Annotated in this window: 18 protein-coding genes; 16 read left to right on the top strand and 2 right to left on the bottom strand. The window is 75.1% G+C overall.

Going from position 1 to position 16803, the window contains the following annotated elements; translation table 11 throughout:
* Positions 1 to 42: 42 nt before the first annotated feature.
* The 16 genes from AAG589_RS17195 to AAG589_RS17120 all read left to right on the top strand — a co-directional run bounded on the left by AAG589_RS17195 (position 43) and on the right by AAG589_RS17120 (position 15524).
* Positions 43 to 1029: an ABC transporter substrate-binding protein gene (locus AAG589_RS17195; protein ID WP_430568496.1), complete on the top strand. Its 987-nt coding sequence runs from the start codon at positions 43 to 45 to the stop codon at positions 1027 to 1029.
* On the top strand, positions 1026 to 1829 hold the full coding sequence (locus tag AAG589_RS17190) for an ABC transporter permease (protein ID WP_430568495.1): 804 nt from the start codon (positions 1026 to 1028) through the stop codon (positions 1827 to 1829). The genes AAG589_RS17195 and AAG589_RS17190 overlap by 4 nt, the downstream gene beginning before the upstream one ends.
* Entirely contained in the window at positions 1826 to 2620 is a 795-nt protein-coding gene (locus AAG589_RS17185; RefSeq protein ID WP_430568494.1) for an ABC transporter permease, read from the top strand. The genes AAG589_RS17190 and AAG589_RS17185 overlap by 4 nt, the downstream gene beginning before the upstream one ends.
* A gap of 10 nt (positions 2621 to 2630) precedes the next feature.
* The gene (locus tag AAG589_RS17180) at positions 2631 to 3437 is read left to right on the top strand and encodes an ABC transporter ATP-binding protein (RefSeq protein WP_430568493.1); all 807 of its coding nucleotides are present in this window, start codon (positions 2631 to 2633) and stop codon (positions 3435 to 3437) included.
* 4 nt (positions 3438 to 3441) lie between these two features.
* Positions 3442 to 4251 (top strand): IclR family transcriptional regulator domain-containing protein, encoded by an 810-nt coding sequence (locus tag AAG589_RS17175; protein WP_430568492.1) that lies wholly within the window; start codon positions 3442 to 3444, stop codon positions 4249 to 4251.
* Positions 4248 to 5480, top strand: a complete 1233-nt coding sequence (locus AAG589_RS17170; protein ID WP_430568491.1) for a thiolase family protein — start codon at positions 4248 to 4250, stop codon at positions 5478 to 5480. Before AAG589_RS17175 ends, AAG589_RS17170 begins: the two co-directional genes overlap by 4 nt.
* The gene (locus tag AAG589_RS17165; protein WP_430568490.1) at positions 5477 to 6166 is read left to right on the top strand and encodes a 3-oxoacid CoA-transferase subunit A; all 690 of its coding nucleotides are present in this window, start codon (positions 5477 to 5479) and stop codon (positions 6164 to 6166) included. Before AAG589_RS17170 ends, AAG589_RS17165 begins: the two co-directional genes overlap by 4 nt.
* Entirely contained in the window at positions 6163 to 6834 is a 672-nt protein-coding gene (locus AAG589_RS17160) for a 3-oxoacid CoA-transferase subunit B (RefSeq protein WP_430568489.1), read from the top strand. Before AAG589_RS17165 ends, AAG589_RS17160 begins: the two co-directional genes overlap by 4 nt.
* Positions 6831 to 8048: a 4-hydroxybenzoate 3-monooxygenase gene (locus AAG589_RS17155; protein ID WP_430568488.1), complete on the top strand. Its 1218-nt coding sequence runs from the start codon at positions 6831 to 6833 to the stop codon at positions 8046 to 8048. Before AAG589_RS17160 ends, AAG589_RS17155 begins: the two co-directional genes overlap by 4 nt.
* Positions 8045 to 8881 carry a protocatechuate 3,4-dioxygenase subunit beta gene (pcaH, locus tag AAG589_RS17150; RefSeq protein WP_430568487.1) on the top strand — a complete coding sequence of 279 codons (837 nt, stop codon included), beginning with the start codon at positions 8045 to 8047 and terminating at the stop codon, positions 8879 to 8881. Before AAG589_RS17155 ends, pcaH begins: the two co-directional genes overlap by 4 nt.
* Positions 8874 to 9611 (top strand): protocatechuate 3,4-dioxygenase subunit alpha, encoded by a 738-nt coding sequence (gene pcaG / locus AAG589_RS17145; protein ID WP_430568486.1) that lies wholly within the window; start codon positions 8874 to 8876, stop codon positions 9609 to 9611. The genes pcaH and pcaG overlap by 8 nt, the downstream gene beginning before the upstream one ends.
* Positions 9604 to 10974, top strand: a complete 1371-nt coding sequence (locus AAG589_RS17140; RefSeq protein ID WP_430568485.1) for a lyase family protein — start codon at positions 9604 to 9606, stop codon at positions 10972 to 10974. The genes pcaG and AAG589_RS17140 overlap by 8 nt, the downstream gene beginning before the upstream one ends.
* The gene (locus tag AAG589_RS17135; protein ID WP_430568484.1) at positions 10971 to 11789 is read left to right on the top strand and encodes an alpha/beta fold hydrolase; all 819 of its coding nucleotides are present in this window, start codon (positions 10971 to 10973) and stop codon (positions 11787 to 11789) included. Before AAG589_RS17140 ends, AAG589_RS17135 begins: the two co-directional genes overlap by 4 nt.
* A gap of 92 nt (positions 11790 to 11881) precedes the next feature.
* Positions 11882 to 12235 (top strand): 4-carboxymuconolactone decarboxylase, encoded by a 354-nt coding sequence (gene pcaC, locus AAG589_RS17130; RefSeq protein ID WP_430568706.1) that lies wholly within the window; start codon positions 11882 to 11884, stop codon positions 12233 to 12235.
* 226 nt (positions 12236 to 12461) lie between these two features.
* Positions 12462 to 14189 carry an HNH endonuclease signature motif containing protein gene (locus AAG589_RS17125; RefSeq protein WP_430568483.1) on the top strand — a complete coding sequence of 576 codons (1728 nt, stop codon included), beginning with the start codon at positions 12462 to 12464 and terminating at the stop codon, positions 14187 to 14189.
* A gap of 123 nt (positions 14190 to 14312) precedes the next feature.
* Entirely contained in the window at positions 14313 to 15524 is a 1212-nt protein-coding gene (locus AAG589_RS17120; protein ID WP_430568482.1) for a metallophosphoesterase family protein, read from the top strand.
* A 12-nt stretch (positions 15525 to 15536) separates the two neighbouring features.
* Here the strand turns inward: AAG589_RS17120 and AAG589_RS17115 are convergent, their stop codons facing one another.
* Positions 15537 to 16070 (bottom strand): PH domain-containing protein, encoded by a 534-nt coding sequence (locus AAG589_RS17115; protein WP_430568481.1) that lies wholly within the window; start codon positions 16068 to 16070, stop codon positions 15537 to 15539.
* 63 nt (positions 16071 to 16133) lie between these two features.
* The gene (locus AAG589_RS17110; RefSeq protein ID WP_430568480.1) at positions 16134 to 16772 is read right to left on the bottom strand and encodes a histidine phosphatase family protein; all 639 of its coding nucleotides are present in this window, start codon (positions 16770 to 16772) and stop codon (positions 16134 to 16136) included.
* Positions 16773 to 16803 lie beyond the last annotated feature (31 nt).

Here is a 16803-nt window from a genome sequence, read left to right as displayed (position 1 = left end):
TCTGTGGTCGTCTCCGGTCCGGACCGTTCAAGGGAGAACACCGTGCTCGGGAACACAGTCGCGCGCCGCACCGCCCCCGCCGTCGTCGCGGCGGCGGCCGCCCTCGCCCTGGCCGCGTGCAGCGGCTCGTCGGACGACTCCGACTCCGCCGCGTCCGGGGACGGCGGGCTCACGCCGGTCACGGTCGGCGTCATCCCGATCGTCGACGTCGCGCCCATCTACCTGGGCGTCGAGCAGGGGTTCTTCGAGGACGAGGGGCTCGACGTCACGCTCGAGCTCGCGCAGGGCGGCGCCGCGATCGTGCCCGCCGTCGTGAGCGGCGAGTACGAGTTCGGGTTCAGCAACGTCACGTCGCTGCTGCTCGCGTCGCAGCAGGGCCTGCCGCTCAAGGTGGTCGCCCCCGGGAACCTCACGACCGGCGAGGTCGGCAAGGACTTCGCCGCCGTCGTCGCGATGCCGGACTCGGGGATCGAGGACGCCGCCGACCTGTCCGGCAAGACGGTCGCGGTCAACACCCTCAACAACATCGGCGACACGACGGTCAGCGCCGTGGTGGACGCCGCGGGCGGCGACGCGTCGAAGGTCGACTTCGTCGAGATGGGCTTCCCGGACATGCCGGCCGCCGTGGAGAGCGGCCAGGTCGACGCCGCGTGGATCCTCGAGCCGCACCTCACGCGGGCGCTGCAGGCCGGCGCCGAGCCCGTGAGCTGGAACTACGCGGAGGTGGACCCGAACCTGCTCATCGCGGCGTACTTCACCACCGAGCAGCAGATCGCGAAGGACCCCGAGACGGTGGACGCCTTCACCGCCGCCCTGAAGAAGTCCCTCTCCTACGCCGAGGAGCACCCCGACGAGACGCGTGCCGTGCTCGACTCCTACACCGAGATCGACCCCGCCGTGAAGGACGCGATGATCATGCCGCGCTTCACCCCCGACCTCGACCAGGCGCAGCTGCAGCTCCTCGCGGACCTCGGCGAGCAGTACGGCGTGTTCTCCGAGCCCGTCGACGTCTCGGCGCTGATGCCATGACGGCGGGCGTCCGTCCGGTCGGCCGTCGCGCGGCGCCCGCCTGGCTGCTCGGCACCGCGGGCGTGGCGGCGCTCCTCGTCGTCCTGCAGGTGGTGCCGGCGACGGGCCTCGTGAACCCGGACTTCCTGCCCCCGACCACCGAGATCCTCGCCGCGCTCGCCGAGCGGATGCAGACGCCGGAGTTCTGGGCGGCTCTCGGCGACACCCTCGTCACCTGGATCACCGGGCTGGCGATCTCCGTGGTCGCGGGCGTCGTGCTCGGCGTCGTCATCGGCATGATCCCGTTCCTGCGGTCGGCGACCGCGTCGACGATCGAGTTCCTGCGCCCGGTGCCGTCGGTGGCGCTCATCCCGATCGCGGTGCTGCTGTGGGGCACGGGGATGCAGGCCACGCTGCTGCTGGTCGTGTACGCGGCGTTCTGGCAGGTGCTGGTGCAGGTGCTCGCGGGCGTGCAGGACGTGGACCCGGTCGCGAGCGACACCGCCCGGTCGTACCGGTTCTCCGTGCTCGCCCGCGTGCGCACCCTGGTGTGGCCGACGGCGCTGCCCTACGTCATGACGGGCGTGCGGCTCGGGGCGTCGGTCGCGCTGATCCTCACCGTCACCGGCGAGATGCTCATCGGCACGCCGGGGATCGGCAAGCTGCTCGCCGTCGCGCGCGAGTCCGGCGCCGTGCCGTCCATGTACGCGCTGGTCGTCGTGACCGGCCTGCTCGGCGTCGCCGTCAACCTGCTGGCCCGCGCGCTGGAGCACCGCGCGCTGTTCTGGCACCCCGCCGTCCGAGGGGAGGGGATCTCGTGAGCATCGTGCGGTCCGTGCTGTACGCCGTCGGCCTGCCGCTGCTGCTGCTCGCGGCCTGGTGGGTCGCGACGGCGAACAGCGAGTCGCCGTTCAACCCGCCGCTGTCGGAGATCCTCGCGACGTTCGGCCCGACGTGGTTCTCGGGCGACACCTTCGCCGACACCCGCTTCGCGGCGGACATCCTGCCGAGCCTGGGCCGGCTGCTCGTCGGCTACGCCGCGGCGCTCGTCGTCGGGGTCGGGCTGGGGCTCCTCATCGGCGCGGTGCGCCCGCTGCGCGAGCTCGCCGAGCCGGTGCTCGAGTTCTTCCGCGCCATCCCGCCGCCCGTGATGGTGCCGGTGCTCATGCTCTTCCTCGGCGTCGGCACGTCGATGCGGGTGTTCGTCATCGCGACGGGCGCCCTGTGGCCCATCCTCCTCAACACGGTCGAGGGGGTGCGCGGCCTCGACCCGGTGCTCAAGGACACGGCCCGCGCGTTCCGGCTGGGCCGCTGGGGTCGGGTGCGGCGGCTCATGCTGCCGGGCGCGAGCCCGCAGATCGTCACCGGCGCCCGGCAGGCGCTGTCGATCGCGATCATCCTCATGGTGATCAGCGAGATGTTCGCGGCCAAGGACGGCCTCGGCTTCTCCGTGGTGCAGTTCCAGCGCAGCTTCGCCATCCCCGAGATGTGGAGCGGCGTCATCATGCTCGGCCTGCTCGGGGTGCTCCTGTCCTTCGTCTTCCGGATCGCGACCGGCGCGGTCCTCGCCTGGTACCACGGGTACCTGCAGGCCCAGCGTGGAGGTGCCTAGATTGAACGCGATGCTCGAGGTCCGAGGACTTCGCAAGGTCTACACCGGCCGTGGCGAGCCCGTCGAGGCGATCGCGGACCTGTCGTTCGCCGTCGCCGAGGGCGAGCTCGTGTGCGTCGTCGGCCCGTCCGGCGCGGGCAAGACGACGCTGCTGCGCTGCCTGGCCGGCCTGCTGCCCGCGACGTCGGGCGAGGTCGTGCTCGCCGGGACGCCGGTCGTCGGGCCCCCGAAGGGCATGGCGGTGGTGCTGCAGGAGTACGGGCGCTCGCTGTTCCCCTGGATGACGGTCACCCAGAACGTCGAGCTGCCCCTGAAGGAGAAGGGCGTGCCGCGCGCGGAGCGGGCGCGGCTCGTCGGCGAGGCGCTCGAGGCCGTGGGGCTGGCCGACGTCGCCCGCTCCTACCCGTGGCAGCTCTCGGGTGGCATGCAGCAGCGCGTCGCCATCGCGCGGGCCGCGGCGTACGAGCCGCAGGTGCTGCTCATGGACGAGCCGTTCGCCGCCGTCGACGCGCAGACGCGCTTCGAGCTCGAGGACCTGGTCCGTGCCCTGTGGCAGCGACTCGGCGTCACGGTCGTCTTCGTCACCCACGACATCGACGAGGCGATCTACCTGGGGGAACGGGTGCTGGTGCTGTCCGCCCGGCCGACGGTGATCCTCGAGGACGTGCGCGTCGGCCTCGGCGCCGAGCGCGACCAGCTCGACACCCGCGGCGCGCCCGAGTTCGCCCGCCTGCGCACGCACGTCTACGAGCTGGTGCAGCAGGCCAAGCTGGGCGTGCGCTCGCTCGCCGACGCGAGGCTGACCCATGCAGGGTGAGGCCATGACAGACGAGGCGATGACAGACGAGGCGATGACCAACCACGAGAGCCGGTCCGGCGAGTTCGTCCAGTCCCTCGACCGCGGGCTGGCGGTGATCCGCGCGTTCGGGGCGGAGCGACCGTCGCTGACGCTGAGCGACGTCGCCCGCGTCACCGGGCTGAGCCGCGCGTCCGCGCGCCGCTTCCTGCACACCCTGGTGGAGCTGGGGTACGTGCGCACGGACGGGCGCGAGTTCGCGCTGCGTCCCGCCGTCCTCGACCTGGGCTACGCCTACCTCTCCAGCCTCACGCTGCCCGAGGTCGCCGTGCCGCACCTGGAGCGGCTGTCGGCGGAGGTGGGGGAGTCGTCGTCGGTGGCGGTGCTCGACGGCGCGGACATCGTCTACGTGGCGCGCGTCGCGACGCGCCGCATCATGTCCGCGGCGATCCACGTCGGCACCCGCTTCCCCGCCTTCGCGACGTCGATGGGGCGCGCGATCCTCGCGCACGTGCCCGACGGCGAGCGCGACGCCTTCCTCGCCGCGGCCGAGCTGCCGGCGCTCACGGCACGGACCGTGACGACGCCCGCCGCGCTGCGCGCCGAGCTGGACCGGGCGCGCGAGCAGGGCTGGGCCCTGGTGGACCAGGAGCTCGAGGAGGGCCTGCGCTCGGTCGCGGCGCCCGTGCACGACGCGCGCGGCGACGTCGTCGCGGCGGTGAACGTCTCGGCGCCGGTGCGTCGCGGCGACGTCGCCGAGATCCGCGACGACATCGTGCCTCCCCTGCTCGCCGCCGCGAAGCGCATCGAGGACGACCTGAGGAGGCTGCGATGAGGGACGCGTACGTCTACGACGCCGTGCGGACGCCGTTCGGCCGGTACGGCGGCGCGCTCGCGGGCGTGCGCCCCGACGACCTGGCCGCGTTCGTCGTCGGCGAGCAGGTGCGGCGCGCCCCGGCGCTCGACCCGGCGGCGATCGACGACGTGATCCTCGGCAACGCCAACGGCGCGGGCGAGGAGAACCGCGACGTCGCGCGGATGGCGGTGCTGCTCGCGGGGCTGCCGCTGAGCGTGCCCGGTGCCACCGTGAACCGGCTGTGCGGGTCGTCGCTGGAGGCGGCCGTGCAGGCGGCGCGCGCGGTGGAGACGGGGGACGCGGACGTGGTCGTCGCCGGCGGCGTCGAGTCGATGTCGCGGGCGCCGTGGGTGCTGCCCAAGCCCTCCCGCCCCTTCCCCGCGGGCGACGCCGCGCTCGTCTCGACGACGCTCGGCTGGCGGCTGGTGAACCCGCGCATGGCGCCCGACTGGACGGTGTCGCTCGGCGAGGCCACCGAGCGCCTGCGCGAGAAGCGCGGCGTCTCCCGCGAGCGGCAGGACGCGTTCGCGCTGCGGAGCCACGTGCTGGCCGCCCGGGCCTGGGAAGAGGGGTGCTACGACGACCTGGTGACGCCCTACCCCGGCACGGACCTGCGCCACGACGAGGCGATCCGCCCCGACACCACCCTCGAGAAGCTGGCCGCCCTGGCACCGTCGTTCCGTGACGACGGGACGGTCACCGCCGGCAACGCCTCCCCGCTGTCGGACGGCGCGTCGGCGGCGCTGATCGGGTCGGAGCGCGCCGCGGCGCTCACGGGCCTGGAGCCGCTGGCGCGCGTCGCGGGCCGGGCCACGGTCGCGGGGGAGCCGCAGTACTTCGGCGCGGCGCCCGTCGAGGCCGTGCACCGGGCGCTGGAGCGTTCCGGCATCGGCTGGGAGGACGTCGGCGCGGTCGAGCTCAACGAGGCGTTCGCCGCGCAGTCGCTCGTGTGCGCTGACGCGTGGGGCCTGGACGACCACGCCGCGTTCCTGGATTCCCCGATCCGTGACGTCCAGATTCTCAACGGCTGGGGCGGGGCGGTCGCGCTGGGCCACCCGTTGGGCGCGTCGGGCACGCGGGTGCTGGGCACGCTGGCGCGACGGCTGCAGGCGTCCGGCGCGCGGTGGGGCGTGGCGGCGCTGTGCATCGGCGTCGGGCAGGGCACCGCGGTGGTGCTGGAGAACGTGACGGAGAAGAGGGCTGCATGACCAGGGTCGCCGGATCGGCGCGCGAGGCGCTGGGGGAGGTTCCGGACGGCGCCACCGTGATGATCGGCGGGTTCGGACCGGCCGGGCAGCCGGTGGAGCTCGTCGAGGCGCTGCTCGCGTCGGACGCGGGCGACCTCGTCGTCGTGTCGAACAACGCGGGCAACGGCGACGACGCCCTCGCCCGCCTGGTGCGCGACGGGCGGGTGCGCCGCATCGTCTGCTCGTTCCCGCGGCAGGTGGACTCGTGGCACTTCGACGCCGCGTACCGGGCGGGGCGCATCGAGCTGGAGCTGGTGCCGCAGGGCAACCTCGCGGAGCGCATCCGTGCCGCCGGCGCCGGCATCGGGGCGTTCTTCACGCCCACCGGCTACGGGACGCCGCTCGCGGAGGGGAAGGAGACGCGCGTGCTCGACGGCGTGCCGATGGTGCTGGAGACGCCGATCCGCGCGGACGTCGCGCTGGTCAAGGCGCACCGCGCCGACACGGCCGGCAATCTCGTCTACCGGCGCACGGCGCGCAACTTCGGCCCGGTGATGGCCATGGCGGCGACCCGCACGGTGGCGCAGGTGGGGGAGGTGGTGCCGGCCGGGGGCCTCGACCCCGAGGCCGTCGTCACGCCCGGCATCTACGTCGAGGCCGTCGTGGCCCTCCGCTCGACGACCGCCGTGGCGGGGGTGAGCGCATGACGACGCGGACGACCACCGACGGCCCCCTCACCAAGGAGCAGCTCGCCGCGCGCGTCGCCGCCGACATCGCGCCGGGGTCGTACGTGAACCTCGGCATCGGGCTGCCGACGCTCGTCGGCGACCACCTGCCGCCCGGCTCGGGCGTCACGCTGCACACGGAGAACGGGATGCTGGGGATGGGCCCGGCGCCTGCGCCCGAGGACGTCGACCCGGAGCTCATCAACGCCGGCAAGGTGCCGGTCACGGAGCTGCCGGGGGCGTCGTACTTCCACCAGGCCGACTCGTTCGCGATGATGCGCGGCGGGCACATCGACGTGTGCGTGCTGGGCGCGTTCCAGGTCTCCACGTCGGGCGACCTGGCGAACTGGTCCACCGGCGCCCCGGGGGCCGTGCCCGCCGTCGGCGGCGCGATGGACCTCGCCGTCGGCGCCCGGCGCACGGTCGTGATGATGACGCTGCTGACCAAGGACGGGACGCCCAAGCTCGTCGAGGATTGCACGCTGCCGCTCACCGGCGTCGGCTGCGTGTCGCGCGTCTACGCCGACCGTGCGGTGCTCGACGTCGGGACGGGGCGGGACGGCGCGGGCGCCACCGTGGTGGAGCGGTTCGGCGTCACGCACGCCGAGCTGGAGGACCTGCTGGGCCTGACGCTGGGAGGGGCGGCATGAGCGTCGAGCGCACCCGCGTCGCGATCGTCGGCGGGGGCCCGGCGGGGCTGCTGCTGTCGCACCTGCTGCACACCTCGGGCGTCGAGCACGTGGTGCTGGAGGCGCGCTCCCGCGACGAGATCTACCGCACCACGCGCGCGGGCATCCTCGAGGCGAGCTCCGTGTCCACCCTGGTCGACGCCGGCATGGACCGCGTGCTGCGCGACGGCGACCGGCACGACGGCATCGCGCTGCGGTTCGACGGCGAGAGCCACCGCATCGACCTGCACGGGCTCACCGGCAGCGCGGTGTGGCTGTACCCGCAGACCGAGGTGTTCGCGGACCTCGCCGACCGGGCGGCGGCGAACGGGGCGGACGTGCGCTGGCAGGCCACCGTGACCGAGGTGCTGGACGTCCGCACCGACCACCCCGGCGTCCGCTGGACCGACGCCGAGGGGCGCGAGCGCGAGCTGCGCTGCGACGTCCTCGTGGGTGCGGACGGCTCGCACTCCGCGTGCCGGCGCTCGCTCCCCGAGACCGTGCGCCGGCACTACGTGCACGAGTACCCGTACGCCTGGTTCGGCGTGATCGTCGAGGCGTCGCGCAGCGCGCCGGAGCTCGTCTACACGACGTCGGAGCACGGCTTCGCGCTGATCAGTCAGCGCACCGACACCCACCAGCGGCTGTACTTCCAGTGCGACCCCGACGAGGACCCCGCCGGCTGGGACGACGCGCGGATCTGGCACGAGCTGCAGCGCCGCGTCGCCGGCACCGACGGCTTCCGCCTGGTCGAGGGCCCGGTGACCGAGCGGTCGGTGCTGCGGTTCCGGTCGTCCGTCGTCGAGCCGGTGCGGCACGGCCGCATGCTGCTCGCCGGCGACGCCGCGCACACCGTGCCGCCCACCGGCGCCAAGGGGCTCAACCTCGCGCTCGCGGACGTGGTCGTGCTGCACGACGTGCTGACCACCTGGTTCGCGCGCGGCGCCGGGGGCGGCACCCGAGGCGACGACCTGCTCGACGAGTACGGCCGCCGCGTGTCGGAGCGCGTGTGGCGGGCGCAGCACTTCTCGGCCTGGATGAGCCGGATGCTGCACTCGCACCCCGCCGAGTCGGGGTTCGAGGCGAAGCGGCGGGTGGCCGAGCTGCGCACGCTCGTCGCCTCGGAGAGCGGACGACGGTTCCTGGCCGAGGGATACACCGGCTGGGGCCGGATCATCAGAGAAGGAGCGATGTGAGCATCCACGACCCGCAGGCGCCGCCCGAGGTGCGGCTCGACGCGGAGACCGAGAGCCAGACGGACCTGTCCACCGAGATCCGGGCGAGCCACCGGGCGTACCGGGACAGGCGCGACACGAGCGGCCCCGAGGAGTCGGTGGTTGTCGAAGAGACGGGGCCCGTCCGCGACTTCGCCCCGTACCGCAGCTCGCTGCTGCGGCACCCGACGAAGGACCTGCGGCACGCGGACCCGGAGACGATCGAGCTGCTCTCGCCCGTGTTCGGCGAGCGCGACATCGGCACCCTCGAGTCCGACCTCACCGTGCAGCACGGCGGCGAGCCGATCGGGGAGCGCATCGTCGTCGCGGGCCGGGTGCTCGACGGCGCGGGCCGTCCCGTGCGGAGGCAGCTCGTGGAGATCTGGCAGGCCAACGCGGGCGGGCGCTACATCCACAAGCGCGACCAGCACCCCGCGCCCATCGACCCGAACTTCACCGGCGTGGGGCGCACCCTCACGGACGACGACGGCTGGTACCGCTTCACCACGATCAAGCCCGGGCCGTACCCGTGGAAGAACCACCAGAACGCCTGGCGGCCCGCGCACATCCACTTCTCGCTGTTCGGCACCGACTTCACGCAGCGCACCGTGACGCAGATGTACTTCCCCGGCGACCCGCTGTTCGCCCTGGACCCCATCTACCAGTCCGTGCGCGACCCGCGGGCGCGTGACCGACTGATCGCCGTCTACGACCACGCGCTCACCTCGCACGAGTGGTCCACCGGCTACCGGTGGGACATCGTGCTGTCGGGGGCGGACCGCACCTGGACGGAGCCGGAGGACGACGATGAGTGACGCCGTGACCAGCGGGCGCGCGCCGCGCCTGCGCCCGACGCCCGGCCAGACCGTCGGGCCGTTCTTCGGCTACGCCCTGCCGTACGACCGGGGCAACGAGCTCGTCGAGCCCGGCACCCCGGGGGCGGTGCGGCTGCACGGGCGCGTGCTCGACGGCGCGGGCCGGCCCGTGCCCGACGCGCTGCTGGAGATCTGGCACGCCGACCCGTCGGGCACCGCCGTGCGGCGCAGCGGCTCGATCCTGCGCGACGGCACGTTCACCGGCTGGGGCCGCGCCGCCACCGACCGCGAGGGCGGGTACTGGTTCCGCACACTCGAGCCCGGCCCCGCCGCGTCGACGGACGGGCGTCGCCGGCCCGCGATGGTCGCCGTCGCCGTCTTCGCCCGAGGCCTCACCGACCGGCTGTTCACCCGCATCTACCTGCCGGACGACGAGGACGCGCTCGCGGCCGACCCGCTCCTCGCGGGGCTCGAGCCGGAGCGTCGAGCGACGCTCGTCGCGGCGCGTGAGTCCGACGGGTCGCTCCGGTTCGACATCCGGCTGCAGGGGGAGGGGGAGACGGTGTTCCTCGACCTCGGCCAGGGCACTCCGGGTCACGCGCCGCCCGACGCGACCCCGGACGAGGTGCACGGCGTCGTCCGCGGGCTCGCCGCCGGCCTGCCGTCCGACCCGCTCGACCTGCCGGACCCGAGCGGGGAGATCGTCTCCGGGGTGCCGTCGCGTGCCTGACGTCGGACTGCTCACCCCCGGCGCGGACCTCGCCCCCGGCTCGCCCGCCGCCGTCACCGACGACGTCGCCGTCCTGCGCGCGATGCTCGCCGCCGAGGCCGCGTGGGTGCGTGCCCAGGCGCGGTGCGGCGTCGTCCCCGCCGCCGTCGTGCCCGTCGTGGACCGGGCCGTCGTGGCGCTCGCGGCCGACGACGGCGCGGCGCTCGCCCTGGCGACCGAGGTCGCGCGCGACGCGGCGGGCGGCGGCAACCCCGTGATCCCCCTCCTCGCCCGGCTGCGCGCGGCCGTGGAGTCCGGGTGCGGGCCCGCCGTCGAGGCGGGGGTGCCCGTCGCGGACGTCGTGGGCGCGGTGCACGCCGGCCTGACGTCGCAGGACGTGCTCGACACCGCCCTCGTGCTCGTGCTGCGCGACGCCGGCCGGGTGGCCGACGCCGGGCTCGGCCGCGCCGTCGTCGCCGCCGCGGGTCTCGCGCGCCGGTACCGCGACCTGCCCGCGCTGGGGCGCACGCTCACGCAGCCCGCCGTCCCCACCACCCTCGGCGCGCGCTGCGCCGGGTGGCTGCAGGCCCTCGCCGAGGCGCGGGCCCGGCTCGACGACGCGACCCGCGCGCTCCCGCTCGCCTACGGCGGCGCGGCGGGCACGCTCGGGGCCCTGCCGACCCCGTCGACCGGGCCTGCCGAGGCCACGTCGAGCCCGTCGGTCGAGCCCGTCGATGCCACGCCGGCCCCGTCGGTCGAGCCTGTCGAGACCCCGTCCGTGCCCGTGACCGCCGGCCCGTGGCCTCTGGTCGACGCCTGGGCGGCGGAGCTCGGCCTGCCCGTGACGGCCGGCCCGTGGCACGTGACCCGCTTCCCCGTCGTCCGCGCGGCGGGCGCGCTCGCCGAGGCGTGCGCGGCGACAGGCACGGTCGCGGCCGACGTCCTGGTCGGCGCCCGCGGCGAGGTGGGCGAGCTGCGCGAGCCGGCCGCCCCGGGGCGCGGCGCGTCGTCGGCGATGGCGCACAAGCGCAACCCGGTGCTGTCGGTGCTGGTGCGCCGGTCGTCGCTGGCCGCGCCCGCGCTGGCGGCGCAGGTGCTCGGGTCCGCCGGCGAGGCCGTCGACGAGCGGCCCGACGGCGCGTGGCACGCCGAGTGGCCGGCGCTGCAGCAGCTCGCCCGGCACGCGATCGGCGCCGCGCACGCCGCCGCCGAGCTGCTGGAGGGGCTGGAGGTCGACGAGGCGGGCGTCGCGCGGAACCTGCGCGAGCAGCTCGGCGTGGACGCGGGCTCCGCGGACACCGGCGCCGCGGCGACCGTCGTCGACCGGGTGCTCGCGCGGTACGCGCCGGACGCGGGGCCCGACGGCGCGGGGGCGGAGCGATGAGCGCCCCCGACCTGGGCGCCGTGGCGTTCGCGGTGCGCGACGCGTCCCGGCCGCTGCTGGTGCTGGGTCCGTCGCTGGGGACGTCGGTCGCGGCGTTGTGGCACGACGTCGTCCCGCTGCTGGACGACGGGCTCGACGTCGTCGGCTGGGACCTGCCGGGCCACGGCGCGTCGCCGGCCGTGGCCCCGGGGTCGCTCGACGACCTGACCATGGCGGACCTGGCGGCCGCCGTGCTGGGGATCGCCGACCGCGCGCAGGCCGAGCGCGGCGACCCCGGCGCGCCCTTCTGGTACGCGGGCGTCTCCGTGGGCGGCGCCGTCGGCCAGCAGCTGCTGCTCGACGCGCCGGAGCGCGTGCGCGGCGCCGTCCTGTGCTGCACCGCCGCCCGCTTCGGTGAGCCCGGGCCGTGGCTCGAGCGCGCGGCGCTGGTCGCGGCGGCGGGCACCCCGACGCAGGTCTCGTCCTCGGCGGGCCGCTGGTTCGGTCCTGGCTTCCTGGCGCGGGAGCCCGACGTCGGGACCCGCCTGCTGGCGTCCCTGCAGCACGCGGACCGGTTCGGCTACGCCGCCGTGTGCGGGGCGCTGGCCCGGTTCGACGTCCGCGACCGGCTCGCCGAGATCGGCGCGCCCGTGGTCGCCGTCGCCGGCGACGAGGACCCGGCGACGACGCCCGACGACGTCCGCCAGGTGGCGGACGGCGTGCAGCGCGGGCGGCTCGTCGTGATCCATGGCGCGGCGCACCTCGCGCCCGCCGAGCGGCCGGGCCGCGCCGCGGCCCTGGTCCGCGAGCTGGTGGACGAGGGGGAGGGGCGATGACGGAGCACGACGAGCGGCCGGGCGACGAGCGGCCGGACGGCAGGCGCGCGGACGAGAGGCGCACGGGCGACGAGCGAAGGCACGACGCCGGGATGCGCGTGCGCCGCGGGGTGCTGGGCGACGCCCACGTGGACCGGGCCGAGGCAGGGACGACGTCGTTCACGGCGGACTTCCAGGACCTCATCACGCGCTACGCCTGGGGCGAGATCTGGACGCGGCCGGGCCTCGACCGCCGCAGCCGGTCGATGATCACCCTCACCGCGTTGGTGGCGGGCGGGCACACGGACGAGCTCGCCATGCATGTGCGCGCCGCGGTGCGCAACGGGCTCACCGTGGACGAGATCCGCGAGGTGCTGCTGCAGTCCGCGATCTACTGCTCCGTGCCGAGCGCGAACTCCGCGTTCGCCGTCGCGCAGCGGGTGCTGCAGGAGGACGGCCTGGTCTGATCGTCGCTGATCGTGGCTGACTAGCGCAGGTCGTCCACAGCCTTCGGGCGTGCCCTTGTGGCGCGGTGCCATCCCCGCTACTCTCGAACACATGTTCGAAGACGACGGAGCGAGAGTCGCGCCGCCCGCGGCTGGCCGCCGTCGTTCTCGGGCGCTCGGTTCCGGCGCGGCCTGTGCCCCGGTCGCGCCGGAACCGCCCACGTCGCGCGCACCGCACGTCACGGCGGTGCGCGCGACGGTCCTCGAACGAGCCCTCGCCGGCCTGCTCGGTGGCGACGGGCCCGGCGATGGTCGGGACGAGCGTGGTCGGGACGAGCGCCTCGGCGATCGCGCCGCCCGGGTGCGCTGGGCGCCGGACGGCGCGACGGTGGACGCCGCGATGCTGGACGTCGCAACGCTGCACGCCGCGACGCTGCACGCCGCGACGCCGGACACCGCAACGCTGGACACCCCGACGCTGGACACCCCGACGCTTGACGGCGCCGCGCCACGGCACGGGAAGCTCGAGGCGCCGGCGCGCGACGACAGGGCACCAGCCGCGACGGCCCGCGCGGGCTCGGCGGCCGGGAGCCTGAGCGACGACCCGTTCGACCGTCCGCTGCTCGCCGTGCTGGACGACGCGGCCCCCGGCCCGGACCTCGCGGGCACGCTCGCGTCGCTGGACGAGGCCGAGCTCGACGACTTCACGATCCTGGAGGTGCTGGCCGCGTGGGAGCGGGTCGCCGCCTGGGCGCAGGCGGGCTCCGCGCGCGTGCTGGCCGAGATGCTGGAGCGCACGCGCGGCTCGTCGCGGCACGAGTTCGTGGCGGACGCCGTCGCGGCGCGGCTCGGCCAGACCCGGCACGCGGCCGCGCAGCTCGTCACGGTGGCGCACGGGACGGCCCGGCTGCCCGAGGTGGCGGACGCCCTCGCGGCGGGCGTCGTTGACCGTCGCAAGGCGGAGGCGCTGATCGACGCGGGCCGGCTGCCCGACCCCCTGCGCCGCGAGGTGGTCGCCGGCGTGCTGCCCGACGCCGAGCGCCTCACCGTCCCGCAGATCCGCGCGCGCATGCGCCGCGCGGAGATCGAGGCCGACCCGGAGGGCACGGAGGCCCGGCACCGCGCCGCGCGCGCCGAGCGCTTCGTCCGGCTCGAGCCGGTCGACGACGCGATGGCCTACCTCACCGCCTACCTGCCCGCCGACGACGCCGCGCGCGCGTTCGCGGTGATCGACGACGCCGGGCTCGCCCTGCGCCGGGCGCCCGGCGAGTCGCGTCGGCTCGACGAGTGCCGTGCCGACGCCCTCACCGCGCTCGTCACCGGACGGCTCGCCAACGGTCAGCTCGCTACCGGACGGCCCGCCGCCGGCGGCACGGCACCGGGCGGCGACGTGGACGGACCTGTGTCCCCGTCGTGCCGGGGCGCGCGTGCGGGCATCCGGGTGACGGTGGCGGCGTCGACCCTGCTCGGCTCGGACGACCTGCCCGCGATCCTGGCCGGCCACGGCCCGATCCCGCCGGCGATGGCGCGGGCGCTCGCGTCCGACCCGGACGCCGTCTGGCAGCGCCTCTTCACCGACCCGGGGAGCGGCGTGCTGACGGACCTGTCCCCCCGCTCCTACCGCCCGAGCGCCGCGCTGCGCGCCGCGGTCGTCGCGCGGGACGTCACGTGCACGTTCCCCGGCTGCCGGGTGCCCGCCGCGTCGTCGGACCTCGACCACGTCGACCCGTTCGACCCCGCGTCGGGCGCACCGCAGACCCACGGCGACAACCTGCACGCCCTGTGCCGCACCCACCACCGGGCCAAGACGGTCGGCGGGTGGCAGGTCGCACGGGACCCGGACGACGGCCGCACCACCTGGATCGCGCCCACCGGTCACCGGTTCGCCCGCGACCCCGTGCCGCAGGACCCTCGCGTCACGTCCCGGCCGCCGGCCCGCCCGCCGGGAGACCGGGACGGGCCGCCGCCCTTCTGAGCTCGCCCCGAGCAGGCGTCCCGACCGCCGCGCTGTCCGACGGCCGTGCTGTTCGACACCTGTGCACGGGAGGTTCATCGCCCGGTGCCCCCGACGTCTCCCGGGCCTCTTACGTTCCGGGGCATGACCGAGAACCAGAACGAGCACGTCGACGACTCCGAGCGGGACGGGCTGGGCCGCCGCACGTTCATGACCCTGACGGGGCTGGGCGCGGCAGGCACCGCCGTCGCCGCGGCACCGTCGGCGGCGGCGTCCAGCGGCGCGGCGTCCGCGGGGGCGGGGCACACGCCGCGGCTGCGCTTCCGCAAGGACGGCACGTACACGATCGTGCAGTTCAACGACACCCAGGACGACGAGAAGATCGACCGCCGCACGCTGGAGCTCATGCGCGCGGTGCTCGACGACGAGCAGCCGGACCTGGTGATCCTCAATGGCGACAACATCACGGGCGGCTGCGACACCCCGCTCGAGATGCGGCAGGCGATGAACAACGTGGTCCAGCCGATGGAGGAGCGGCAGATCCCCTGGGCGATCACGTTCGGCAACCACGACGAGGACTCGACGCCCAGCAGCGGGGTCGACGAGGCCCAGATGCTCGCGTTCTACCGCTCCTACCGCTACAACGTGAACGGCCCGACGGCGAAGGGCGTCACCGGCCAGGGCAACTCGCACCTGCTGATCGACGGCACGGACGGGAAGCCGGCGTTCAACGTGTGGCTGCTCGACTCGGGCCGGTACGCCCCGGGCACGATCGACGGGCAGGACCTGACGGGCTACCCGACGTGGGACTGGGTGCGGATGGACCAGGTGGACTGGTACTACCGCACCTCGGTCGAGCTGGAGAAGCGGTACCGGCGCGCGATCCCGTCGCTGATGTTCATCCACATCCCGCTGTGGGAGTACCGGTTCATGTGGTTCGGCTCGGTCGACGGCCGCACGGCCGCGGACCACGAGCGCGGCGTCGCGCGCCACGGGATCGTGGGGGAGCGCAACGAGGAGGAGTGCCCGGGCCCGTTCAACTCGGGCCTGTTCTCGGCGGTGCGGCACCGTGGCGACGTGAGGGGCATCTTCTGCGGCCACGACCACGTCAACACGTACTCCGGGAACTACTACGGCGTGCTGCTGGGCTACTCCGGCAACACCGGCTTCGGCACGTACGGGCTGAGCGGCGCGGAGCGCAACCGCCTGCGGGGCGCCCGCGTCTACCGCCTCGACGAGTCGGTGGACGGCGTCCTCGTCGACACGACGATGCGGTTCGCGTCGGAGTTCGGCATCGACCTCACGGCCGACGACCAGTGGATGGAGCCGCTTCCCCTGCCGCGGGGCAAGGGCTGACCGAGCAGGGGCTCAGCGCCGGCGCCCGCGCGACGGCTCGGTCGGCGGCCACTCGCCGTCGTCCGAGCCGTCGTCGGCGTGGTGCAGCAGCTCCTGCAGCTGCACCTGCACCCGCTCGACGCGGGGCACGTCGCGCAGCACCATGCCCGCCTTCTCGGTGGCGTCGGAGACCTGCAGGGTGCCGCAGCCGAGGAGGCGGTCCAGGAGGTCCTTCTCGAGCGCGATGTCGTTGATGCGGTAGAGCGGGATGTCCCGGCCCACGCGGGTGACGATCCCGGAGCGCATGGCGATCCGCTTGGTGGTGACGGTCCACGAGGTGGTGCGCCACTTCAGCCAGGGCACGAGCACCCACACGACGGCGACCACGAGGAGCAGGCCGAGCACGATCCACCGCACCAGGTCGTCCATGGGGACGACGAACGAGAACGCTGCGGCGACGAGCAGCACGAGCAGCAGCAGGAAGGGCCACACCACGGCCTTCGCGTGCTCGTGCAGGTCCATGACCACGCGCTCGCCGTCGATGAGGTCGTCCTGGTTCAGCGACATGCCGCACATCGTGCCAGACCGCCGGCCGGCGGGGCCGGAGCCGTTCAGCGCACCCAGCGCTGCTCAGACGTGCGGCGGCAGGTTCCAGCCCTCGATGGTGCGCAGGTCGTGCCCGTACCCGAGCTGGCAGATCGCGGCGGTGCCGAGCTCGAGCCGTGCGCCGAACCGCGGATCGATGCCCAGCCAGGCCGTGGCCAGCACGCGCAGCAGGTGGCCGTGCGCCACGGCCAGCACGTTGCCGCCCTCCTGCAGTGTCGCGTCGGCCCGCTCGACGAAGCGCCGGGCGCGGGTCGCGACGTCGTCCAGGAGCTCGCCGGGCCGCCCGTCGCCGTGCTCCGGGTCGGGCGGCAGCACGCGCACGCCGTCGTCGAAGATCTGGAAGCCGCGGCCCAGCAGGGCGGACACGTCCGCGCTGGAGCGCCCGTCGACGGGCCCGTAGTCCCACTCGGCGAGGTCCGGGTCGACGACGGCGTCCGGGTGGCCGGCCAGCGCGGCGGTGCGGCGGGCGCGCTCGAGCGGCGACGTGTAGACGGCGGAGAACGCGATGCCGGCGACCGCGCGCCCCGCGGTCCGGGCCTGCTCCTCGCCGGCCGGGGTGAGCGCGATGTCGGTGCGGCCGGTGTGCTGGCCGCTCACGCTCCACTCCGTCTCGCCGTGGCGCAGGAGCACGAGCTGGGGGTCCTTGCTCGGCACGAGTGGCATGCCTCCGAGCATCGCGCAGGCCTGCCGCGGC

Source organism: Isoptericola sp. F-RaC21 (genome assembly GCF_038593535.1).
Lineage (GTDB): Bacteria > Actinomycetota > Actinomycetes > Actinomycetales > Cellulomonadaceae > Isoptericola.
The sequence above is the reverse complement of the archived record's forward strand: the minus strand, read 5'-3'. Positions and strand labels throughout refer to the sequence as shown.